General features: G+C 39.0%; 18 protein-coding genes. 8 read left to right on the forward strand and 10 right to left on the reverse strand.

Annotation, left to right across the window (positions count from 1 at the left end):
* Window positions 1-182 precede the first annotated feature (182 nt).
* From NQT69_RS05940 to NQT69_RS05950, 3 genes are read left to right on the forward strand one after another with little or no spacing between them, the layout of a single operon-like run.
* Window positions 183-2105, forward strand: a complete 1923-nt coding sequence (locus NQT69_RS05940; RefSeq protein ID WP_256826781.1) for a PrkA family serine protein kinase — start codon at window positions 183-185, stop codon at window positions 2103-2105.
* Between the two features lie 31 nt (window positions 2106-2136).
* Window positions 2137-3420: a YeaH/YhbH family protein gene (locus tag NQT69_RS05945; protein ID WP_256826782.1), complete on the forward strand. Its 1284-nt coding sequence runs from the start codon at window positions 2137-2139 to the stop codon at window positions 3418-3420.
* A 21-nt stretch (window positions 3421-3441) separates the two neighbouring features.
* Window positions 3442-4956 (forward strand): SpoVR family protein, encoded by a 1515-nt coding sequence (locus NQT69_RS05950; RefSeq protein WP_256826783.1) that lies wholly within the window; start codon window positions 3442-3444, stop codon window positions 4954-4956.
* 45 nt (window positions 4957-5001) lie between these two features.
* Here NQT69_RS05950 and NQT69_RS05955 read toward each other — a convergent pair whose 3' ends face one another.
* Both NQT69_RS05955 and NQT69_RS05960 read right to left on the reverse strand, forming a co-directional pair.
* Window positions 5002-5964: a sensor domain-containing diguanylate cyclase gene (locus NQT69_RS05955; RefSeq protein ID WP_256826784.1), complete on the reverse strand. Its 963-nt coding sequence runs from the start codon at window positions 5962-5964 to the stop codon at window positions 5002-5004.
* Window positions 5965-5968: 4 nt separating this feature from the next.
* Complete coding sequence (locus tag NQT69_RS05960) at window positions 5969-6973, reverse strand: response regulator (protein WP_256826785.1); 1005 nt, start codon at window positions 6971-6973, stop codon at window positions 5969-5971.
* 312 nt (window positions 6974-7285) lie between these two features.
* Here NQT69_RS05960 and tpx point away from each other — a divergent pair, with 312 nt between their 5' ends.
* Window positions 7286-7867 (forward strand): thiol peroxidase, encoded by a 582-nt coding sequence (gene tpx / locus NQT69_RS05965; protein WP_256826786.1) that lies wholly within the window; start codon window positions 7286-7288, stop codon window positions 7865-7867.
* Between the two features lie 70 nt (window positions 7868-7937).
* Here the strand turns inward: tpx and adk are convergent, their stop codons facing one another.
* The 3 genes from adk to NQT69_RS05980 form a co-directional block, all read right to left on the reverse strand.
* Window positions 7938-8582, reverse strand: coding sequence for an adenylate kinase (gene adk / locus NQT69_RS05970; RefSeq protein ID WP_087533681.1), 645 nt, complete (start codon window positions 8580-8582; stop codon window positions 7938-7940).
* A 175-nt stretch (window positions 8583-8757) separates the two neighbouring features.
* Window positions 8758-10674 carry a molecular chaperone HtpG gene (gene htpG / locus NQT69_RS05975; RefSeq protein ID WP_256826787.1) on the reverse strand — a complete coding sequence of 639 codons (1917 nt, stop codon included), beginning with the start codon at window positions 10672-10674 and terminating at the stop codon, window positions 8758-8760.
* Between the two features lie 267 nt (window positions 10675-10941).
* The gene (locus tag NQT69_RS05980; RefSeq protein WP_256826788.1) at window positions 10942-11835 is read right to left on the reverse strand and encodes a LysR family transcriptional regulator; all 894 of its coding nucleotides are present in this window, start codon (window positions 11833-11835) and stop codon (window positions 10942-10944) included.
* 163 nt (window positions 11836-11998) lie between these two features.
* Here NQT69_RS05980 and NQT69_RS05985 point away from each other — a divergent pair, with 163 nt between their 5' ends.
* The 4 genes from NQT69_RS05985 (at window position 11999) to NQT69_RS06000 (ending at window position 16176) form a co-directional block, all read left to right on the forward strand.
* Window positions 11999-12955: an alcohol dehydrogenase catalytic domain-containing protein gene (locus tag NQT69_RS05985; protein WP_256826789.1), complete on the forward strand. Its 957-nt coding sequence runs from the start codon at window positions 11999-12001 to the stop codon at window positions 12953-12955.
* A gap of 40 nt (window positions 12956-12995) precedes the next feature.
* A complete protein-coding gene (locus NQT69_RS05990) occupies window positions 12996-13730 on the forward strand; it encodes a type 1 glutamine amidotransferase domain-containing protein (protein WP_256826790.1) in 735 nt (244 codons plus the stop codon).
* A 650-nt stretch (window positions 13731-14380) separates the two neighbouring features.
* The gene (locus tag NQT69_RS05995) at window positions 14381-15154 is read left to right on the forward strand and encodes an FRG domain-containing protein (protein ID WP_256826791.1); all 774 of its coding nucleotides are present in this window, start codon (window positions 14381-14383) and stop codon (window positions 15152-15154) included.
* 158 nt (window positions 15155-15312) lie between these two features.
* Window positions 15313-16176, forward strand: a complete 864-nt coding sequence (locus tag NQT69_RS06000) for a hypothetical protein (protein WP_256826792.1) — start codon at window positions 15313-15315, stop codon at window positions 16174-16176.
* Window positions 16177-16643: 467 nt separating this feature from the next.
* Here NQT69_RS06000 and NQT69_RS06005 read toward each other — a convergent pair whose 3' ends face one another.
* The 5 genes from NQT69_RS06005 to NQT69_RS06025 all read right to left on the reverse strand — a co-directional run bounded on the left by NQT69_RS06005 (window position 16644) and on the right by NQT69_RS06025 (window position 25094).
* Complete coding sequence (locus NQT69_RS06005; protein WP_256826793.1) at window positions 16644-17705, reverse strand: major royal jelly family protein; 1062 nt, start codon at window positions 17703-17705, stop codon at window positions 16644-16646.
* Window positions 17706-17959: 254 nt separating this feature from the next.
* Window positions 17960-18931, reverse strand: coding sequence for a sugar phosphate isomerase/epimerase family protein (locus tag NQT69_RS06010; RefSeq protein ID WP_256826794.1), 972 nt, complete (start codon window positions 18929-18931; stop codon window positions 17960-17962).
* 29 nt (window positions 18932-18960) lie between these two features.
* Window positions 18961-20112 carry a lactonase family protein gene (locus tag NQT69_RS06015; protein ID WP_256826795.1) on the reverse strand — a complete coding sequence of 384 codons (1152 nt, stop codon included), beginning with the start codon at window positions 20110-20112 and terminating at the stop codon, window positions 18961-18963.
* Between the two features lie 6 nt (window positions 20113-20118).
* Window positions 20119-21954 carry a cellulase family glycosylhydrolase gene (locus NQT69_RS06020; RefSeq protein WP_256826796.1) on the reverse strand — a complete coding sequence of 612 codons (1836 nt, stop codon included), beginning with the start codon at window positions 21952-21954 and terminating at the stop codon, window positions 20119-20121.
* A 59-nt stretch (window positions 21955-22013) separates the two neighbouring features.
* Window positions 22014-25094 carry a TonB-dependent receptor gene (locus NQT69_RS06025; RefSeq protein WP_256826797.1) on the reverse strand — a complete coding sequence of 1027 codons (3081 nt, stop codon included), beginning with the start codon at window positions 25092-25094 and terminating at the stop codon, window positions 22014-22016.

The following is a 25094-nucleotide window of genomic DNA, read 5'->3' on the forward strand; positions in this document are numbered from 1 at the left end:
TATGGCTGGCATTTAGTGCCTATTACGTACTCATAACTAAATCTGATCACTGTGAGAATATTTCAATTAAATTCTTAATTTTATTGCGCAAAGAATCAAAATCGTGACTACCCTTAAATTAGCCTTTGCTTTTTCTTTCATTCAAAACTGGTTTTTTTAGCGGGTTTTCGGAGGTTTCTACTATGAGTATATTTGAGCATTATCAATCACGATACGAAGCAGCAAAAGAAGAAGAGTACAGTATCGAAGAGTTTCTCGATATTTGTAAAAAAGACAAAGCAGCCTATGCCAGCGCACCAGAGCGATTACTCATGGCTATTGGTGAACCACAAATGGTCGATACTTCAACAGATGCCCGGCTAAGTCGTCTATTTTCTAATCGCGTTGTTGCCCGTTACCCTGCTTTTAATGACTTTTACGGTATGGAAGAGGCCATAGAACAAATTGTATCTTATTTAAAACACGCTGCCCAAGGTTTAGAAGAATGTAAACAAGTGCTTTACCTACTTGGCCCTGTTGGGGGCGGTAAGTCTTCTATTGCTGAAAAACTAAAATACCTAATGCAACAAATTCCGATTTACTCAATTAAGGGATCGCCAGTAAATGACCACCCACTCGCCCTTTTTGATGCTAACGAAGATGCCGAACTACTAGAAAAAGAATACGGTATTAAGCCGCGTTATTTAAAAACTATCATGTCACCATGGGCAACGAAACGATTGCACGAGTTTAATGGTGACATTAGTCAGTTTAGAGTAATAAAGCGCTACCCCTCAATTTTAAATCAAATTGCCATTGCGAAAACCGAACCTGGTGATGAAAACAATCAAGATATTTCAGCACTAGTTGGTAAAGTGGATATTCGTCAGCTAGAGCATTTTGCCCAAAGCGATCCAGATGCTTACGCTTATTCAGGCTCATTGTGCCTTGCAAATCAAGGTTTAATGGAATTTGTTGAGATGTTTAAAGCGCCGATAAAAGTGCTTCACCCGTTATTAACAGCCACACAAGAAGGCAACTATAATGGTACCGAAGGCATTAGCGCCTTGCCATTTAACGGCATGATTTTAGCCCACTCAAATGAGTCTGAATGGCAAACTTTTAAAAATAATAAAAATAACGAAGCATTCTTAGATCGGGTTTATATTGTCAAAGTCCCTTATTGTTTACGTGTCTCTGAAGAGATCAAAATTTACAATAAACTACTTGAGCACAGTGAGCTTTACAATGCGCCATGTGCGCCTGGCACACTCGAAACTTTGGCTAAATTTACCACCTTGTCGCGTTTAAAAGAACCTGAAAATTCGAGTATTTATTCAAAAATGCGCGTTTATGACGGCGAAAGCTTAAAAGACACCGACCCTAAAGCAAAATCATACCAAGAATACCGTGACTATGCAGGCGTAGACGAAGGGATGACTGGGCTTTCTACCCGCTTTGCGTTTAAAATTTTATCTCGAGTATTTAATTTCGACACTCTTGAAGTTGCCGCAAACCCGGTGCACCTATTTTATGTGCTTGAGCAACAAATTGAGCGTGAGCAGTTCTCTGCTGACGTAGAAGAGCGCTATCTAAGCCACTTAAAAGGTTACTTAATCCCTCAATATGTTGAGTTTATAGGTAAAGAGCTGCAAACCGCGTATTTAGAGTCCTATTCAGAATATGGCCAAAATATATTTGACCGTTATGTCACCTACGCCGATTTTTGGATTCAAGATCAAGAATACCGCGATCCAGACACCGGCCAGTTATTCGATCGCGCAGCGCTTAACGCCGAGCTTGAAAAGATTGAAAAACCAGCGGGTATTTCTAACCCGAAAGATTTCCGTAATGAAATAGTCAATTTTGTATTACGGGCACGGGCCCATAATAATGGTAAAAATCCGCTTTGGACCAGTTATGAAAAGCTGCGCACTGTAATTGAGAAAAAAATGTTCTCAAATACCGAAGAGTTATTACCCGTTATTTCATTTAATGCTAAAACCTCAGCAGAAGATCAGAAAAAACACGAAGACTTTGTCAATCGCATGGTCGAAAAAGGCTACACCCAAAAACAAGTTCGCTTACTATCTGAGTGGTACTTACGCGTTCGTAAATCACAATAGTAAGCGACTGATGTATTTTTAGGGGGTCTCTATGGCGCATTTTATAGACCGTCGCCTGAACGGTAAAAACAAGAGCACGTTAAATCGTCAACGGTTTATCAGGCGTTACAAAAAACAAATAAAAGAAGCGGTGTCTGATGCGATTAATAAACGCAGTATTACTGACACCAGCAGTGGCGAAAATATTTCGATTCCGCAACGAGATATTAGTGAACCCATTTTTCATCAAGGTAAAGGGGGTGATAGAGAACAAATACACCCTGGGAACGACCAATTCTCTACCGGAGATAAAATTAAACGCCCGCAAGGAGGTCAAGGTGGTGGCGCGGGTGAAGGCGAAGCAAGTGACTCAGGTGAAGGCCAAGATGATTTTGTATTTTCAATATCAAAAGATGAATACCTAGATTTACTGTTCGAAGATTTAGAGCTGCCTAATTTACAGCAGAACCAGCTTGATAAATTAGTGCAAATGAAAACTCACCGCGCGGGGTTTTGCAGCGATGGTATGCCCAGTAATATTGATATAGTTCGTTCATTACAAGGCTCCTTAGCCAGACGCGTCGCTATGAGTGCCAGTAAAAAACGCCGCTTAAAGGAGCTTAACGAACAACTTGCCATACTGCTAGCAGAAGCAGAGCCTGATCTAGCTGCAATAACCTTACTGGAGCAAGAAATTGCGCAATTAGAGTTGCAAATAAAAGCCGTGCCTTTTATAGACAATTACGATTTGCGTTTTCGCAATTATGAAAAGCAACCCCACCCCACCAGCAAGGCCGTGATGTTCTGTATTATGGATGTATCAGGCTCAATGGATCAGGCGACCAAAGATATGGCTAAGCGATTTTATATTTTGCTGTATCAATTTTTAACCCGCAGTTATAAAGACATTGAAGTGGTGTATATACGCCATCATACCCAAGCAAAAGAAGTGGACGAGCAAGAGTTTTTTTACTCCCAAGAAACGGGCGGCACGATTGTTTCAAGTGCGCTTAAATTAATGAACGAGATAATTAAAGAGCGTTACAACGCATCGCAGTGGAACATCTATGCAGCGCAGGCATCCGATGGTGATAATTGGGCTGATGACTCACCTCAATGCGCTGAGATTTTACGTAATAAACTGCTCGCAGATGTGCGTTATTACGCTTATATAGAAATCACCACGCGAGCACATCAAAGCCTCTGGCGAGAGTATCAAACTATTAGCCAAAGTCATGATAACTTTGCCATGCAACATATTAAATCTGTTGAAGACATTTACCCTATTTTCCGCGAGCTATTTAAGAAAAGTCGTCAACATCAGGGTGCAGCGTAAGATTCGCAACGAGGTATTTATATGACCGATAAACGAATAAGTGATGGTCCTGATTGGACATTTGATTTATTGCAGCAATACCAAGACGAAATTGCGCGTGTGGCCGAGCATTATCGTTTAGATACGTACCCTAACCAAATAGAAGTGATCACCGCAGAACAAATGATGGATGCTTATTCAAGTGTGGGCATGCCTATTGGATACAGTCATTGGTCTTATGGTAAAAAGTTTATTCAGACCGAGCAAAACTACAAACGCGGGCAAATGGGTCTTGCCTACGAAATTGTGATCAACTCAGACCCCTGCATTGCCTACTTAATGGAAGAAAATACATTACCTATGCAAGCTTTGGTGATGGCTCATGCGTGTTATGGCCATAACTCTTTTTTTAAAGGTAATTATTTATTTAAGACGTGGACTGATGCCAGCTCGATTATCGACTATTTATTATTTGCCAAAAACTACATCGCTCGCTGCGAGGAGAAGTATGGAATAGAGGATGTTGAAAACCTGATTGATTCATGCCATGCCTTAATGAACTATGGCGTAGACAGGTATAAGCGGCCTCAGCAAATATCACTGTTTGAAGAACAAAAACGCCAACAAGAACGCGAAGAATACATGCAATCGCAAGTGAACGAGCTGTGGCGCACGATACCAACACACCAACAGGAAACAAAAAAACGGGAGCGGCACTTCCCTTCTGAACCACAAGAAAACATCTTGTATTTTATTGAAAAAAACGCGCCGCTATTAGAATCCTGGCAACGGGAAATAATCCGTATTGTGCGCAAAATATCGCAATATTTTTATCCGCAAAAACAAACCCAAGTCATGAATGAAGGCTGGGCGACATTTTGGCATTACACTATTTTGAACCATCTTTATGATGAAGGTAAGCTTACCGATTCATTTATGTTGGAGTTTTTGCAAAGCCACACTAATGTGGTGTACCAACCGCCCTATAACAGCCAATATTACTCAGGTATTAACCCTTACGCTCTAGGTTTTAATATGATGATTGATATTCGTCGGATTTGTGAGAACCCTACCGAAGAAGATAAACACTGGTTTCCTGAGTACGCAGGCAGCAACTGGTTAGATACATTACACTTTGCGATGGCAAACTTTAAAGACGAGAGCTTTATCAGCCAGTTTTTATCCCCTAAGCTTATTCGAGATTTTAAGCTGTTTACTATTATTGACCATGAAAAAGATCCTACCCTAGAGGTGGGTGCTATCCACAACGATAGTGGCTACAGTAAAGTGAGAGAAACCTTATCGGCACAATACAACTTGAGTAATCATGAGCCGAATATTCAAGTTTTTGATGTTGATATTCGCGGAGATCGCTCTTTAACCCTGCGCTATGTTCCTCATCAAAATATCCCGCTGGCAAAATCTCACGATGAAGTACTGAAGCACCTTTATCGGTTGTGGGGGTTTAAGGTTAAGCTAGAGCAACAAACCACGACTGGGGAAATCACGACGATTGGGCAATGCCCAATAGACGATTCAAGACACAGTACTGAATAAGTCCTGCATTATTAACGCATGTGAAAATGACGCTTACGCGTCATTTTATAGCATGTTGTAATCGGTTATACAGTTTCGGCCGTTAGCTTTTGAGGCATAAAGCGCTTTATCGGCCGCTTCAATCCACTTTTCATATCGCTCAAAACTTGCATCAAAGCTTGCATAGCCAATACTCACCGTCATTTTAATTTGCTGCCCATCAAAGTAAACCGACGAGTTTTCAATTAAACTGCGTAACCTTTCAGCAAAAACTTCTGCACCTTGTTTATCACTATCAAGCAAGGTAACAGCAAACTCTTCCCCGCCATAACGCCCTGCTATATCGGTTTCTCTTAGAGTTTTACGTAACAGATCTGCAATGTGTTTAAGCGCTTCATCACCACAGCGGTGACCATATTCGTCATTAATTTTTTTAAAGTGGTCAATATCAAACATCAACAGTGTGCTTTTTCCTGCATTGCGCTTAATGCGTAAAAACTCCTGGCGCAGCGTGTTTTCCCAGTGACCACGGTTATTTAATTTGGTTAAAGAATCTGTTTGGCTCATTTGTTCAAGCTTGCGGTTCACTTCTTCTAATTCTTTTTTATTCACCGCTTCATCTGTTACATCATAAAGAATGACGCAAATATGGCTTACTTCGCCCATGGTATTCGACAGCGGGATGAAGGTTGCATTTTGATACATATGATCCGCTTTGCCGGTGATCGGACGGTAGTTTTTAAAACGGAAAATATAAGGTTGCTGCTCCCAGATAGTGAACGAACGGTTTTTTAAAATAAACACTGACTCTGATTTACTACGGAACCACTTTTCATCAATAGAAGGGAATAAATCAAATAAATCTTTATCTTTCACCGCACTTGGTAACATGCCCGAATGGTTTTCCATAAAGCCATTCCAAATACACACCTTATAATCACGGTCGAGTACCACTAAACCGACATCGACGGTATTAAACATATCCATTAACCAATGGATTTCATTCATATTAAAATCAGCTGCTGGCATAATGTTAGTCTTCTAGTAGGTAAGCAACTTTGTATTTCAAAGTCTTAAGTGAATCTTCGGTAAATAGCAGCATAAGGTCACAGTTAATGTTGTGGTTTTCAATACCGTAACTTATCTCTATTGCTAAAGTACGTTGCCAACGGGATTTATTTGCTTTCACTAAATCAGATACATCGCAATGCTGACCTAATACTACGGGGTGCCCTTGGCTAAAGGTCATGTCTAATTGGCGCGAAAGTCCACTAAGGATTGCGCCAATTAAGATATTACTAATATCCATTAACAGTTCAAGTTCAACTTTGGTGTTCAACTCTCCCTGGTAGTTCATTAGCGAGGCAATTTCTTTAAAGCTGGAGTCATTTAATAATAACAGTGCTTCCCCTGATACACCGCCACCGATAAAGCCCTGGCACACACCCGAGGTAGTGGCATTGGCGTCAATTGAGCGCAGTGCCATATCGAGTTCGTTTACTTCAAGAATATTTACATTAGGAATAGGAAGCTCAACAAACACGTTAAGCAGGCGGGCAAGTAAGTCGCCAGCTTGGCCCATAGCGACATTTGTAAGCTCTTGATAGATATCTCGTACGTCTGGGTCAACTTGTTCACCTAAACGATGCGAGAGACGCTCACGCATTGCTTTGTCTTTAATGCCGTGATGCTCGATGATATCTGCAAGCTTTTGCGCATCACAGGGTTTTTGAATAAAATCAATGGCGCCTAAATCTAGCACTCGTTGGTGGGCGTTTGGCTGAATATCGCCTGAAACAACAACCGTTAAAACGGATAAAGACTGCTCTTGAATTGCCTGTAGTACTTCGTAACCATCCATTTGCGGCATGTTTAAATCAAGAAACAGTATTTCTGGCTGAAGTGCCTTGATTTGCTCAATGCAGTGAATACCATCCTCGGCAAACTCAACTTTGATATCCCAATCATCAGGTAGCGACCGCGCCAATTGGCGTCGTGCTAGCTTTGAGTCATCACAAATTAGTACCGATGTTGACATAACTTCTCTCTGTTGTTTCAGTTGTAAACTTTGACGTTTACAACTTTTCTTTATTATTATTTGTCAGCGAATAAACATTTATTACTGCATTATGTTAATCAATGTAACCAGCATTTACAATTCTAAATTCGTATATTGTCACTTAGCGCAAGGTAAAAGCTAACTAAAGATTAATAACTCTCTGTAGTCAGGTATTGATAGCTGTAATAATGCTTTCATTGTGAAAACTAATTACGCAGTATAAATCCTTGGTGCTCTGTGTTGATTATAATACACTGTGAGCAATTGCGTTAATTCTAAAGGAAATACCTTATGCTTCGTTTACTCACTTTTGCGTTATGTACGTTTTGTTCAGCAACTTTTGCGGCTAATATAGCCGAAAATAGCCTAGATGCTGGTAAAGTATCTGCTCAGTCAAAACCTATTACCCTGCTTGGTAACGGTGTTGAAGTTAGCCAACAAGCGCCTGATTTCAAAGTAGTGAATGATTCATTCTCGCCAATCACATTAGCGGATTATAAGGGCCAAGCGGTTCTTATCAGCGTAGTGCCAAGCTTAGATACCGGGGTATGTAGCATTCAAACCAAGCACTTTAACGAAAAGGTCGCGGAACAATTTCCTAATATTGTTATGTTAACCATCAGTACTGATCTACCATTTGCGCAAAAACGTTTTTGCAAAGCGGAGAATATTGACAAAGTTACTACTTTATCTGATTCAGTATGGCGTGACTTTGGCCAAAATTATGGCTTGATCATCAAAGATATGGGGTTATTAACCCGCGCTGTATTCGTACTAAACAGTGAGCATAAAATTGTGTATAAGCAGCTTGTTGATGATTTATCAAAAGAGCCTAATTATGAGCCTGTGATCAGTGCTATGAAAGCGCTTTAACTCATGGCTTGATAAAATAGCAAATGTAAAAAAACCGCCAAGTTGGCGGTTTTTTTACATTAGGCATTTATTAGCCTAATAATTCACCTAGCTGTTGGCTTACCGCTTCAACAGCTTGAGTACCGTCTAATTTATGGTACTGGGTGTTACCCGCTTTTGCTTCTGCTTGGTAATAATCAACCAATGGCATTGTTTGCTCATGATAAATACCTAAACGTTTACGTACTGTTTCTTCGGTATCATCTGCGCGAATAATTAAATCTTCACCGGTTACGTCATCTTTACCTTCCACTTTTGGTGGATTATAAACAACGTGGTAAACGCGACCAGAGCCTGGATGAACGCGACGTCCGCCCATGCGCTCAACAATGATTTCATCAGCAACATCAAACTCAATAACGTGATCAACCACTACGCCATTTTCTTTCATTGCGTCAGCTTGAGGGATCGTACGTGGGAAACCATCGAGTAAGAAGCCTTTTTCGCAATCGTCTTTCGCGATACGTTCTTTTACTAGGCCAATGATGATGTCATCAGAAATTAACTGACCTGCATCCATTACTTTTTTAGCTTCTAAACCCAGTGGTGTGCCTTCTTTAATCGCTGCACGTAACATATCACCAGTAGAGATTTGTGGAATACCGTACTTGTCCATCAAAAACTGAGCTTGAGTGCCTTTACCTGCACCCGGCGCGCCCAAAAGAATAATGCGCATATCATTGTCCTCGGTTGATACTAAACTGAAAACACAGTTCAGTAATATTTATTTTTAAAGCCTGAATTCTTCCATAAGCGCCGAAGATACTCAAGCAACTTATACTAATTGACTAACTCTAGAGCATAAAAAAGGGGCTTTCGCCCCTTTTTCAATCAAATGCTTGTATTAGCAATTACTTGCTCATATCAAGCATTAATTTATTTAAACGTGTTACAAAGCCCGCAGGGTCTTTTAATGTGCCACGCTCAGCAAGCAGAGCTTGGTCAAGTAAAACATGTGACCACTGGCCAAATTTATCTTCGTCTTGCTCAACATTTAAATGCTTCACAAGTTGGTGCTCTGGGTTTAGCTCAAAAATTGGCTTAGCTTCTGGTGCCGCTTGGCCTACAGATTCCATTAGCTTTTGCATTTGCGAGCTCATGTCATTGTCATCCGCAACCACACACGCAGGAGAGTCAGTTAGGCGATGTGTAAAGCGTACGTCTTTAACACTGTCACCCAGTGCTGTTTTAATACGCTCAACTAAGCCTTCCACTTCTTTTTCTGACTCTTCTTGCGCTTTCTTCGTTTCTTCATCATCCAAGTTACCTAGGTCAAGATCGCCACGGGTAATTGATTTAAACGGTTTTTCAGAAAACTCTGTTAAGTGGCTCATCATCCACTCATCAACACGGTCACTCATAAGTAGCACTTCGATACCTTTCTTACGGAAGATCTCTAAGTGTGGTGAGCTTTTAGCTGCGGTGAATGAATCAGCAACAACATAGTAAATCGCATCTTGCTCTTCGTTCATACGTTCGATGTATTGCTCTAAAGAAACATTTTGAGCTTCTTCGTCTGTATGGGTTGAAGAAAAACGTAGTAATTTAGCAATCGCTTCTTTGTTGGTCGCATCTTCAGCTGGACCTTCTTTCATCACTTGGCCAAATTCATTCCAAAATGTTTGGTAATCATCAGCTTTGTTTTTCGCCATGCGTTCAAGCATTTTTAAAATACGTGAAGTACAACCTTTGCGAATAGTTTGCGTCACTTTGTTATCTTGTAAGATTTCACGCGATACATTCAGCGGTAAATCGTTTGAATCTAGTAAACCTTTTACAAAGCGTAAATAGCTTGGCATAAACTGTTCAGCATCATCCATTACAAATACACGTTGTACGTAAAGTTTTAAGCCACTTTGACGCTCACGGTTCCATAAATCGAAAGGCGCTTTTTTAGGGATATAAAGCAGGCTTGTGTACTCAGTCTTACCTTCAACTTTATTGTGCCCCCAGCTTAGCGGCTCTTCCCAGTCATGGCTTACATGCTTATAGAACTCTTTGTATTCATCTTCTGATATTTCAGACTTATCACGAGTCCAAAGTGCTGTAGCGCGGTTAATGCTTTCCCACTCACCTGGAACAGCTGGGATTTTCTCACCATCTTCGCCTTCAGACTCAGGTACTTCTTCTTTATACATTTGTACTGGCGTAGAAATATGATCTGAATATTTAGTTACGATGCTACGCAGGCGCCACTCATCAGCAAACTCTGCTTCGTCTTCACGAAGGTGCAGAATAATATCTGTACCACGGCCTTCTTTTTCAATCTCTTCTAAGGTGTATTCGCCCTCACCTTGTGATTGCCATTCAACACCTTTTTCTTCGCCGGCTTTACGAGTGCGAACAGTTACTAAGTCCGCCACAATAAACGCTGAATAAAAACCAACACCAAATTGACCAATTAACTGAGAATCTTTGCTTTGGTCGCCAGTTAGGTTTTTGAAAAACTCAGCTGTGCCTGATTTTGCAATAGTACCCAGCGAGCTGATAACTTCATCACGAGTCATACCGATGCCGTTATCTGAAATTGTCACTGTTTTTGCATCTTTGTCTGCACTAATACGAACACGTAAGTCCGCATCACCTTGGTATAAGTCACCATTTGAAAGCGCTAAAAAGCGTAACTTGTCAGCCGCATCTGAGGCATTCGACACAAGCTCACGTAAAAATATTTCTTTATTTGAATAAAGCGAATGGATCATTAGGTTTAATAGACGACCTGTATCAGATCCAAACTCATGTTTTGTAATTGTTTTTTCTTCCGACATAATATTACCTTATATTTTTGGTACGCAACTTGGTACACAATAAAATTTACTCAACTAGCATGGTAAACAATATTGTGTCCGTAATTGAACAATTCAAGAGTAGAAATGAATAAATTTAATGTTCTAATACTAAGCCTAAAAGTTTTTGTAATGAGGTTTGCTGTAACCATAATCAATAGTAAAATTAATCATATGCTCATAAAACAACCACTCCAAATATTAGATTAAAAAGAGTAAAGTGGCTTCGAGAGTCTGAGCTCCATTATCTTAATAATCATTAGACAACACTAGCCTTGACTTAACATACTCCAAAAAAATAGATATACGTGATGCCAATTCGCTTTGCTTGTAATAAACCGCATACACAGATTCTCTCTTATTTGGATGCTCAATGGAATGAGGCAAAACTTCTACTAATAAACCTTGGGCAATTTCCTCATGCACCATATAATAAGATAAAGCAATGATGCCCATACCATTAATACATAAATGTTTAAGCACCTCCCCACTACTCGCTACAGGCAACACCTCAGGCGTAAATGATTTATCCAGTAAATGCCAGTTATTTAAATGCGCCGCGTTAGTAAATCCCAGTAAAATATGCTCTTTTAAGTCTCGGCTATTATGAGGCGTTCCAGAGCTAGCTAAGTACGTTGGTGATGCAACTATGCAAAGTGGACTATGTCCTAAAAATTTAGCTCGGAGCGTGGAGTCTGCAGGCTCCCCAACCCTAAACGCTATATCAACTTTATTATCGAGTAAATCTATAACAGAATCATTTGTTGAGATTTCGATAATTACCTTAGGGTAAAGACGATTAAACTCCCCAATTAAAGGCACCATCTGACTAAGCATAAATGGTAATGAAGCATCTATTTTTAGTTTACCTGAAGGCTGATCTTTATTAATTTTTAGTTTTTGTATTCCAAGTTTAATTGAGCGTACAGCCTGCTGAGCATGCACTTTAAATAAATTTCCTTCTTCTGTTAGTACTACCTTTCTTGTAGTTCGGTTAAAAAGCGTTGTTCTAAGCTCCACTTCTAATCTTGAAATAGCCCTAGATAATGTCGCTATTTGCACTCCTTCACTCCGTGCTGCCTTAGAAAAGCTTCCATGTTCAACAACAGCCAAAAATGCAGTTAAATCTTCTGTTTTAATCATTCAATCCTCACTCCAAAGGCATCAATATTATTACATATTAAACAAATATAATTTGTTAATTTTGATGATAGTGCAAATTTAATGATTTGATATGATCTAACGGAAATAAGTAAATAATGTATTTAACTAATGTTTACGCCTAAAAGTTAATATAAGGATAAATATGAACCAAGACACCTCTTATACAACTGCGTGGAGCTTTGATGGTAAGAAAAGCTCTTTATCGATGATAGTAAAACCTTTACCGAAATTAAAAGAAGATGAAGTATTAATTGAAAATCATGCGATAGCAATTAACCCAGTAGATTGGAAAGTCATAGACAATGGTAGTTTAGCTAAGAAACAAATCGCCGGTGTAGATGGTGCCGGAATAATTAAGAAGGTGGGGGCAGAAAAGTTAAATCATTTATTAAACAAGCGTGTGGCTTATCATCAAGACCTAAATAAAGACGGTAGCTTCGCTCACTTTACGATTCTCAATGCCTCTGCTGTTATGCCTATGCCTGAAGAATTAGACTTTTCAACAGCTGCTAGCTTACCTTGCCCACTAATGACTGCCTGGCAAGCCGTAGAAAAAATTCCTTCTTACCCAGGAAAACCGGTGCTTGTTAATGGCGCCTCAGGCTCTGTAGGAAGGTATTTAATACAACTATTAATGAATAAAGGTTTTGTGGTTTCGGCCATTGCCAGTCAAAAACGTCATAATGAGCTGAAAGAGCTAGGGGTTGAAAATCTGTATCCTGATTTAGATAGCTTAGATTATGAAAATTTCTATGCAGCTTTTGATACTAAATCTGTAGCAAGCGCAGAAGAAACCTCAACGAAAGTGAAGGCAAATGGTCATTTAATTCCAATTCAAGGAAGAATAGAGCAACCACCTTTTCCCGCTTTTGGAAAGTGTATTTCTTTACATGAAATTGCCTTAGGCGCCTTACATAAGCACGGCACTAAAGAGGACTGGATGCAACTTACGTTAGCTGCTTCGCAATTAATGGAGCTAATTAAACGTAAAGAGTTCACACCCAACCACTTCATGACTTTTCCATTTTCTACTCTAGATAAAACACTAGAAGAATTTAAGAGTGACAGGAAAGCATTGAAATACGTTGTAACTATTTAAGCCTATTTTGGCATATTCAGCATACTTAGGAGATTTTGTAATGAAAAAGCTAGTTTGGATATTTCTATTTTTTACATGGAGTTCACTGGCAGTTGCTGCCGATAAGATTTTAATTGTAAGTACAAGTTACTCAAAACTAGGAAATACCGGTGAGAAAACAGGGCTCTGGCTTTCAGAGGCTTCACATCCGTATACTATTTTAACTGATGCAGGATACGAAGTTGATATTGCGAGTGTTAAGGGAGGTAGAATTCCTATAGATCCAAATAGCACAAAAGAACATGACGAGATTAACCAGTCATTTTTAAATACACCTGAGTCTGCGAATAAACTGAGTAACTCTTTAGCATTAAAAGATGTATCTGCTAATGATTACATAGGTGTAATCTTTAGTGGTGGACATGGCAGCGTATGGGACTTTTACCCGAATACAGATATTGCACGTATTGGCACGCAAATGCAGATAAATAATGGAGTAATTGCAGCTGTATGTCATGGTGTATCAGCGTTGTTAAGCATTAAAAATTTAGAAAACAACCCTATTATAAAAGGAAAAGAGATAGCGGGTTTTAGTAACAGTGAAGAGCGCGCGATTAACCTAGAAAAAACGGTTCCATTCATGTTGCAAGATGCACTCGAAACACAAGGTGCTAAGTACGATTCTGGCGAAAATTTCACTGCTTTTGTCAAAGTAGACGGCAATATCATTACAGGCCAGAACCCTCAATCATCATCACTTTTAGCAAAAGAGATACTAAAAGAATTGAAAAAGTAAGTGCTAATAGCCTAAATAGGCAAAATATATAAGGTTTATTTAAAATGGCTGAGTGTGATGAATTGGCTTCATCATGCTTGGTCGTCACTTTTGTAGCAGTGTAGGTCGGATAAGCTAAGCGACATCCGACACAGTAAAATACCTTGCCAATTATTATCAACACTTTATGTTATCGAGTGGCTAGAAAGTGCAATGAGCGAGTATTCAAGCATAACTCGTTTCTGCCCCAAAACAAGTTAAAGTAATAGCCCTAGAGTCGACTTTTACCGAACTACTGTAGTTACCCAAAGCAGAACAGGTGAGCTGCTAGGTAGCTGCTTAAATCAATTATTTAACCTGCTTAATTACTCGGGCTAGCTGCCTCTGTGTGTGTAAAAATATAATTGCTTATTAAAGCAAATTTAGGTGTAATGAATACATAATAAACGCTGTGCAATGCAGGGAAGCTTAAATTACACTAGCTAGGCTGATTAAATTAGCTAGGAAAGTGAGAGACTCCAAAAAGTAAACTCCCATAGCATAAACAACACCAACTCTGACACACCGAGCAGGTAGCGGCTCAGTCCAACAAGCGATTATGCAACACAAACTGCGTGTCGCATAAATACTAAAATGTTATGCCTCTTTAATTCGGTATATTCGGAGATTATATGCAACAGAATTGGGCTTCTTATAAACAATGGATTGCCGAGGCAACTCGTAACAATCTAAAGCATTATTATAGGGGCCAAAGCGATAGTAAGTGGAGGCTTGAAACTACATTCCATCGCAGTGCTAAGTTCAAGAGTATTTCTCTTTCCGACTATTTTGGGTCGATAATTAATGACGTTAACTACCAACTGGCTGCTTTTGAATCTCCGGTCAATCTTGAAAACAGCATCGAATATTGCTCTTTGTTAGGAAAGTTGCAGCATCATGGATTCCCGACTCCATTATTAGATTGGACTCTTTCCGGGTATGTCGCAGCATATTTCGCATTTAAAAATGCTCCATTAGAGCCAGAACCAACAGATAAAGTCACAGTGTATATCTTCGATATTGAAGGTTGGAATAAAGCATTTGGCTCACAAACTAATTTTTTAGGTGCAGAGTATTTTGTAAGTAACTTCGTCCCATACGCAACAGGTAATCAACGAATGGTTAGGCAGATGGGTGTTACTACTTCAACGAATGTCGTCGATATTGAGGGCTTCATCATAAGCAAAGGCACTGAAAGCAATCAAACATATTTATGGCGTTATGATATGCCAGCTAGTGAGCGAACGATGGTAATGCGAGAGCTTAATTCTATGGGAATAAATGACATGACTTTGTTCCCAGACTTTGATGGTTTGTGTCAGCATTTGAAAGAAGTGCACTTTACAAGTCAGCAACGAATAATACCACCGCCACCGCTAGCATCGCTGCATAAAACCAAGTCATAACAAAGCATTTAAGAGTGATTCCTAACGCTTGGCATTTTCAGTTTAAGGTTGGGTTTTGTATTTACGGTGGTAAAGTTAGGTTTCGTGGTAGCGTTGTTCACACCTTAATGCAGCGTTATATTTTTTCGCCGAACCATCATCAATTTTAGGCATTTTCAATGACTCCAGAGTATAGAATCGAAACTGAAAAACAAATCACGGAATATCTAAAGGATAACGATTTAGAAAATATTAAATATATGCAGGTTGAACAGACTTTTGATGACCTCGGTCTAGAAATCAATGTTTGGAACGTTAAGTTTGCTGATAGTTCATGGTGGGTGGTAGAAGGTGAAGGTGCGCCAATGAATTTATACTCACAAGATGCAAATTATTTTTCGGCTGATGAAGCTTATTCATTTCATATGGGAATCACCCAGAGGCTGCAAGCTAAGCACCACCAAGAATTTAAGCATATCATTGATGAACTTCCATTAGATATTGATCATGTTAAATCAATTAGTCGTCGTCTAAATCTTGCGTCACAAGAACTAAATAATGTTAATGGCCCCGAAGATATTCAAAGTATAGGCCTTACATGCAGAGAGAGTCTAATTGAGTTGGCAGGAGTCTTGGTAAATGATAATGCCACTGTTCTCACAGACAATGCTCTAAAAGCTAGCGACTTTAAAGGTATTTCTAATGCCGTAATTGCCATTTATGCCAAAGGTAGCAGTAATGCTAAATTAAGAAAAAGATGTCGCGCCATTTCTGAAGCAGCATGGGATCATTCATCTGAAATAGTACATTCACCAAACAGGAATGTTCCAGATGCAAAGATTTGTTTGTTATTTACCTGCTCGGTAGTTTCTATTTTCCAAAATTTGTATTTAAAACATCTAGGTTTTGATTCAGAACCTAAATGTAGTGAATGCAAAAGCCTAGACTATGAGTTTCATGGAACAGACAATGAATTAGTTATAGTTATGCGGTGTAATGCTTGTGGCCACGAAGAGGCAGTTCAGCTGGGACCTGAGCAATAAAAATATACACGTGACTACGGTGCTTTATGTCTGCTGTTGGCACAAAGCTATCCTTCGTCGCTAACACGTTTCTGTCCAAAAACGAGTTTAGTAATTGCCGCTCTTTGAGCAGTTCGGCTCAGTGCTATTAGCAAACATTGGTACCATAGCTTTTTTAAATCAATGCTCCATTTCAAAGCGTTTAACTTACACTCTTACCTTTTCTTATTCGAGGAGAAATTGCCATTCCCGAGAGCGTGCCGCCATCATTTACAAATTCTTTTCTCCATCAACCTGTCTTATTCGAATTTACCCCTAGATTTCAAGGCCTGCTGCCATCGCATTAGCTTTATTCAACAATTAGTGCGATGGCCTCCAGTTTAAATTATGTAGAATATTTTTTACGGTATGTCATTTTAGTTTTTTCAGTTAACTTTATTATCTCTAAACGTGGGCAGCCTAATCTATTAAACCCTATGATTAGCATTCTAATGACTTGAAATTATTGTTTTGTAAACTTCGAAAGTCATATTACTTACATCGCTTCCGGCGTCCTGTATTTTGCTATTGGTATAGTAAAGCGTGTTGTTATGAATACTAAACGTGTCCGCCCAGTTTACAGCATCTCCTTTTACAAGCGTGCGTAAGTCAAGACTTGGCGTGAGATACTGCACTTCTTGCGTTTCAAGGTTTGCTAGATAGACATTACCTTGATGGTAAACCATGCCATCAGGTGCGCCCGTTGTAGCAACCTTACGCACAGCTTTGGAAAGCGTCTCGTTAGACGCTTTCTTAATGTCAGATGTATCGATAGCGTAAAGAGAATAACCCGATAAAGCGTGAAAATAGAGGGTGCCGTTTAATCTATCCAATGCTATACCGTCAGAGTGAACAACATTGTTGAATGGCTTACCCTTAACGCTTAATGAGTCAACTTCCGCTTTTGTTGTTTCATGGTTATCTAGAATTCGATAACTTGTATTATCATCAAGATTATACACCACAAGCCCAGCATGGCCCGAATCTGTCATGAAGATACGATTGGTTTTTTCATCTACGCGTAAATCATTGATGTAAGAATCTCGGTGGTAGGCATCATCGCTAAGTACCAGTGTCTCGTCGATTTTGTTTGACTCTAAATCTATGACAAATAAACGCGGGGCATCTACAACACCTTGAAACTTCGGGTTTCGAGTATCAAGTACATAAAGCTTGTCTTTGTGCGCCACTACCGACTGCACCGCTAGAAAACAGTCTTTTCGTACCTCACTTTGTGCTACACATGCGTTTACTTGCTCATTAGGATAGGCTACAAATTCACCATTACTAGTGATATTCGCTACAGAAAAACGCACACCGTCGCGCCAATTCGGCGCATTAACGAACACTCGGCCGTTGGCACTAACGGTTACACCGGTAATTTGCGTTCCTTTAATTTCTCCAACCAATTCAACCTGAGAAGTTAATACGTTTTTTGCTACCGCATTAACAGAAAAAAGCGCGGCTATAGCGGTAACCAACAAACCTTGGTTTATTACCTTTATATTCATGTTTCTCAACCTTTTAAAATTTTCTTAGTAAGCCCTAGCCTAAATAGCACTTAGCTTGCGATAGATTAAACATTTTACACTAAACTTAAGCATCACAGATAGTCACTAGAAAACCTATTGCAGCTCAACTTTCAGGCGGTAGGAAGAGACCTGCCGTTAACACATAAAGGCTAAATGAGTGGCTTAACTCAGAGATGTTAGCAGCCAAAAATTATATTTTCTCAAATTTTTAATACTGCAATAGCGAATATTTATTATTCATACTTAGACTGATATTGATACTTTTTAAGTAATTTCACTGTTAAGTCACTTCCTTCTATTTCAGTTTTAGAGTCGCCTTCATATTCAGCACTTACAAAACCATTAAAACCCTCATCCACCAGTAAGTTTAAACAATGCTGGTAGTTTATAGATACTTCTTCTCCATCAAGAGTAAAATTATGTGTTTTAGCGCTGATACCTTTGGTGTAGGGTGCCAAATCAATTAACCCTTGTGTTCTATCGTAAAGTCTTTTTGGAGACAGGTTCCACCCACCCATAAAGAAATTGTCTAAATCTGTAAAAACGCCAACATTCTTATGGGCAGTCATTTGCATTAGCATGGCAAGCCACGCCCCATTGTTAGAGGCATTGCCATGATTCTCTACCAGCAATTCAATATTATATTGCGCAGAAATGTCCGCTAATTTATTTAATGACTCACTACAACGCTGCAATTGCTCTAAATAATTCCCATCCCCATAGGCATTTACACGGAGCTGTTTGCAACCTAGCTCTGAAGCGCATTCGAGCCAAGGTAAGTGGTTATCTATCGCTTGCTTTCTTCCTAATATAGTTTCGTGGCCAATTTTACCTGTCTCATCACACATTAATAAGTTAAAACCTACGCCTTCATTTCTCGCTTTGGATTTAAATGCGTTAAGCCACTTTTTATCTTGTGCGTGGCCGAAGAATAAAACATTGACCAAGTCGACATGGCTAACCCCAAGCTTGCGGGCAGCAATAACTATGTCTGTGGTATCCATTGTTCCTTGAAGTACATCATCAGGAGTTGAGTGAAGTGTTTTTATAAATTGAGAGTAATCTTTTTTACTTCCCCCTAAAATCTCTCTATGAAAAGACCATTGAGATAAAGAGATGTCGAATCGTTTATCATTTGCTGTGTTATTACTTGAAAATGCAGGCGTGCATGCAGCAACTCCGCTACATGCTAGTAATTTGAGCATATTTCGTCTTGATATCATGACTATTCCAATTAATTTACAGGTATTAAAGAAACCGGATGCGAAATTAATACATCATTTCCGGTGAAACTAAGCAGCCCGTCATTATTAATACTAAAGGCGCTAATATTATTGGTATGCTGGTTAGCAACTAACAAAGACTTTCCGTCAGGCGTTATAAGGAAAAAGCGGGGCCATTCTCCTTGTGTATCTATATGCTGTATAAGCTCCACGTTGCCTTGGCTTTTTATTGCATAAACGCCAATACTGTTGTCCCCGCGATTAGTTACATACAAGAACTTACCATCTTCGCTTATTTGCATATGGCCAGCTTGACTAATACTTTGAGATCCTTTGGGTAAAGTGCTAACTGTTTGTGTGTGATTAAGCTTTCCTGATTTTTCAACTTTTGTAACAGTTAATGTGTTATTGAGCTCATTAATAACATAGGCCACTTTCATATTTGGATGAAAAGCCATGTGTCTTGGGCCTGAGCCTGGAGGAAGGCTGAGCGCCACCTTTGAGTCAGAGAGAGTGTGTTTGGTGTCATCAACTGATTTAATAAAGATTTTGTCTATACCTAAATTCACAGTGTATAAATATTTATTATCTTTACTCCATTTAACCCAGTGAGCGTGGGAGCGACGCTGTCTTTTTAAATCAACACTATTACCAAAAAATGTATAGTTTTGTGTATTGCGTTTAAACTTTCCAGTTTGGGCATCATAATCAACGATTGCGATATTACCGCTATTGTAGTTTGCAACGGCTAGCTGATTAAAGGAAGGATTTATATTTATAAAACATGGGTAAGCCCCAAAACTTGAGATACTATCAATCGGTTCCAATGACAAGGTGTTTTTGGACCATTGGTGACTAACAATTCTGCCAGCATCCTCCTCTATAACACTATAAAGAATTTTCGTGGTTTTATCGTAATTCGTGTAAGACGTGTTTTGCGCATTGGATACAAGCATAGGTTCTTTAAAAGTATGCTTATCAGTATCGTACTGCAGTAAAAAAACACCTTGCTCTTCTTTTGCTAAAGAAGTATTTGAATAAGTGCCAACAATAATATTTAAAATATTGCTTTTATTATCCGCAGCGCAAACAGGCGCCACGGATAATAAAAGACAGCTAATAATTAGTGCTATCATGTTGGTGTAGTGTGTTTTAAACAACATGTAAGCCTATTTATCAGTGTATAAAATTTCAGTGCGTGCCAAATGTGCCTCACCACCTTTAAATATAACTTTGATATATTTAAAAGGGGTACCTGCTTTGTACGCATATATTTTAGGTTTCCAATAGCCATAATTAGATTCACTATTTGCATAAACACTTGGTTTTACATTTAAATCGAGCCATTTCTTTTTATCGTTAGAACCTTCTAAAGATAAATAACTGAAGCGAGTTTTTTCAAACGCAAATAATTTAAATTCAGCTAACTTTCCAGGCACTTTATAGATAGCTTCTGAACCATAATCACCAAATAGTCTATTGCGGATCTCTTTAAAGCTGCGATCATTACCAGTGGTAGGAAAAAGTGCTTTACTGGTTTCTACAACACCCAGGTTTTTCATTGTATCTATTTTTGCATAGTAACGAGATTCAACAGGCCCTACTACGTTTGAATAAGTTGATTTACCAGCGCTATTAATGGCTGCAACTCTGTAAAAATAAGGTGTATTTAATTGGGCGGTTTCATCATGAAAAAGAGGGAAATATGGCACGTCAGCATCAGATACATTATAGCCAACTAATGTCCAAGGCCCCTTATCACTTTTAGCCCTTTCAACATTATAACCAGTCGCTCCCATAGAGCCCTGCCAATTAATTGAATGTAAGTTTTCAATTGGTAATAACTTTGGTGCTGCAGGTATTGATATTTCAGCTGGTTTAGCGTTTTGAATTTCGAATGCTTTATTTCGATACATAGTCATCAAGCGTTGCTCATCATAAGCTAAACCTGACTCAAACCCTGGCCATCTGAATGCTTTAAATAAGCCAGCACCGAGTGGCTCTGAATGCCAATAAAACCCACCTTCTCGTCTTCTGTGCCTTAGGCTCCAAATTAACGCGCCAGCAACCGAGGGCTCATCAATTACTTTATCAAGTGCAGATTCAATTGCAGAACTACTGGCAAAACCAAATTCACCAACCATGTAGACTTTACGGCCTTTGACTAAATCGATATTTTTTTGAATATTTTGAGGTATTAAAGAAGCATCGCGCTCATAATGGTGAGACGATACAATATCTATAGACCATTCTGTTAATGACTCTTCTCTCACTACTGGCTCATCAAGATCATCACTGAACCATCCATCCATTACTAAGTGATTTTTATCTAATGATTTAATATAACGTGTAATATCAACAGTCCATTCAATTGGACTTGTTAGTTCATTACCTGTTTCCCATGCCAAAATAGCTTTGTCATCTTTGTACTTTTCACCAGTAATTGTGTTTTTTCTGTTCAACGTGTATTTAATGGTTTTTTTAAAGTCATCTCGTAACTGCTTATCGACCCAAAAGTCTTCAGCTGTTTTACCTCGAAATTCAGCATAATTAGGTCTTCCACCCATCCATTGACGATTATTTAATAATGGAAAAATAATACGAATTTCATATTCGTTAGCTAAAGCTAACATCATATCTGTTACTTTAAATGCCTCCTCATTAAATTTACCAGGTGCTTCAACATACGTAGGTGCATCTTTAGGGAAATTATTGTTTTTAACAGGAATTGTATAAATACGAATTACTTGACCACCCATTTCTTTTACAGTAGAAAAGATATCTCGCATTTCAAATTCGTTAGGTAAACGGTAGGGGTTCTTTACCGTAAAAGCCATTTCATCTTCTTGAAAATTTAATGTGGGAACATTAAAGGAAATAAAACGATAATCTTCGTCACCATTTTTTAATCGGCCATTATCTGCTGTAATAAAGTAATCAAACCCATCAGCAAAGCTTATAAAAGGGATGAAAAATAGTGCACATAGCAATAATACTTTTTTCATATAACCTACTTAAATATCATAAATAAAAAGGTAGGGCAGGTTTCCCCTGCCCTTAAGACTTATAAACGGTATTGGAAACTTAATGATAAGCGACGTTCGTTTATATAACGTTTATCAACAAGGTCTTCCCACTGCAGGTATTGCTCTTGTGACTCTTCGGTAAGGTTAGTTGCTTGGAACGTAACATTCATATTTTCATTCAAGTCATAACTTACAGAGGCATCAATGTAGTTTGTTGGCGCTTGATACCTAGCAAATTGATAAGGCGCTTTATTAACAATCCACATAAACTTTTTACTACGGTAATTGTGAGCAATACGGGCTTGCAAACCATCTTTCTCATACCATAGCGCTAAGTTTGATTGATGCTCAGAGTTATCAGCCATTGGGGTATCTTTGCCATAGTAGTCTTTTGAACCACTTTCACTCGGTGAATAAGTGTAATTAGCTGTCAAGCCAAATCCATCCAGAATATCACTAAGTACACCTAGACCTTGTTGATAGCTAACTTCCAGACCTTTAATACTTCCCCCATCGCTGTTAGTAATTGATTGGATTGGGGTTGTTCCTGTAAACTCATTAGTATTTAAATCATAACCACGAACTTCACCGTCACTATCTGCAATTGGGAGGTAAACCGTTTCCCTTGAAATGAAGGACTCAATATCTAAATAGAACGCTCCAAGTGAAAACATGCCTGTTTCACTAAAGTACCATTCATAAGATGCATCAAAATTACTTGAACGCCATGGGTCTAAATATGGACTACCCGTTTGGCTTCCCCCTGTCGCACAGAAAACATCAGCGCCATTTGGTTTTTGTACGTCACAAGCTAAAGTACGTGTAACCGTTACTCCGCCAGCTAAATTATTAGTATCGTGTACAGTTAATGTTTTGGTATAAGCAAAACGCATGATCATATCTTCGTTAAGCTCAACTTTGACATTTACTGCAGGCAGAAAGTCCTCATATTCTCGCTTCGTATTAATTGTTCCAGCTGCTGGTGAAGGAGTTCCCAAGGCTCCCTCTACAATATATTCGACACCATTATAAATAGCTGTTGTAGCGGAGCCTGACTCTGTTTGATTAATATCATACTCAGTTTTTACGTAACGTAAGCCTATATTTGCTGAGTACGAAAAGTCACTTATTTCACCGATAAAATTTGCTTGTGCGTATAAAGTTGAAGTGGTTTCTTCAAGGTCATATGTTCCTTCAGATCTTGGTACTTGAACTATTGTTCCATAAGTATCTTGATGGAATCCGACAGGATCTTTCATCGCTCGAGGATCTATGAAATAAAGTGACCCCAACCCTGAAGCCCCCTGAAAATCGCTAATTTGCGTGACTTTTCCATCGAGTCTAGAATCTGTAAATGGAATAAGATCAATATAAGACTCTAGAGTTTCAGGTGACTGAGAAGCAGCATCTTTCCAATGTGCTAAAAATGGGTCTCCATACGCATTAGTTCTAGCAACTGTCCCACGCCATGTTTCTTGCTCTACATTTCTAACACCAACACGCGCACCAAAGTCTACTGAAACAAAATGGTCACCATCTAACAACCATTTACCATCAAATCTAATAACATCGAGATCAGCGTTTTGATTAATGCCGTCTAGGTTAGTAGAGGTCAAGCTATAACGATCAATATTTGTACCAAACTGCTCTGTTGTAATACTACCATCAGCTTCTGTTACTGACATTGTTGGTAAAGACCATTGTTGGTTATCGCCTGTATACGCGATACCTATTGGTATTTGCGTATATGAACCATCTACAGGTGTTCCATCTGGAAGAGTCGCTAAACTCCCATCATATCCCCATGGGTTAACGTCTCCCGTAGGAACACCATTAGCACCTTTATGAGTCGCACCTACTTGGGAACCACTGTTAACATAAGCGTCAACATAACTTACAGCTCGATCATTCTTTGCTTCACCATGAACCCATCTAAATTTTGCACTAAAAGGGCCATCACCCTCATATTCTATTTCAAGGTTCGTATTTAAAGCTTCTTTTTCTACTTTATAAGTCTCTGAATGGACCATTGTTCGGCGAGCTTGTAACGTCCCTGCATTAAACGAGTTATAAGAACCACCAACCACTGAGCCATCGATAATATTCTCATGGGCTGTGAAACCATCAGCGGAAGGCGTAAACCAACCAGTTTCACCTTGCCAGGCTTGACTTGCAACGAAGCCAGCTTGGTATTGCTGCTCGTCTAACTGTGTATAAAATACATCACCTGTGACTAAAAAATTATCTGTCAATTGGTGCTGAATAGTTACACTTGCACCTGTGCGCTCACGTTCGATAAACCTATTTGATGCTTGATGTCCTTGGAATGCATAATAAGCGTCATCAGTCGTACCGTTAGAGTTTGCATCAACGTCGTTTGTAACAAAGTTTGAAGCTTCCGTCGCATTAAAGCCCCAATCACTCCCTGTAGAACCGATTAAATAGTCAGCCAAATTAACATTATCATGACTCAAGTTAACTGAAATCCCCGTTTTAGCATCTAGATTATAAGCACCAAATAACGAAAATTTACTATCTGTATCATCTCCCATAGAGCCTTGCGCAGCTTCAGCTTTTGCAACAAAAGTTGCACCATCATCTAAAAATAACGGCCTGACTGTTTGTAAATCAATAGTACCGGATAATCCACTAACTACATTTTTTGCTTGTGCAGATTTGATTACATCAATACCTGAAACCATTGTTGAAGGAATATCAGAGAAGTTCGGTTGTACGGTTGTAATAGCTCCAGCAGATAGCATTTGCTCGCCGTTAAGCATTGTAGACACTTGTGGTAAACCGCGGATATTTACCTGGGCCCCTTCGCCACCTGAACGAGAAATTTGAACACCAGTTATTCGTTGTAACGAGTCAGCAATTGTGACATCTGGCAGTTTACCAATATCTGTAGCTGTAATTGAATCAACGACAGAGTCAGAGAAACGTTTATTATTAATGGATTTAACTATTGAGCTTTTAATGCCACGTACATATATAACTTCTATATCATCAGATGACTCTTCATTTAATTCTTCTTGAGCATATAAAGGAGTAGATGCTAAAAGGCTAAGAATGATACCTGACGTAACTAAGCTATATTTAAAAGTATTATTATTCAT

The sequence above is a fragment of the Pseudoalteromonas shioyasakiensis genome, assembly GCF_024518675.1.
GTDB classification, from domain to species: Bacteria; Pseudomonadota; Gammaproteobacteria; order Enterobacterales; family Alteromonadaceae; genus Pseudoalteromonas; species Pseudoalteromonas shioyasakiensis_B.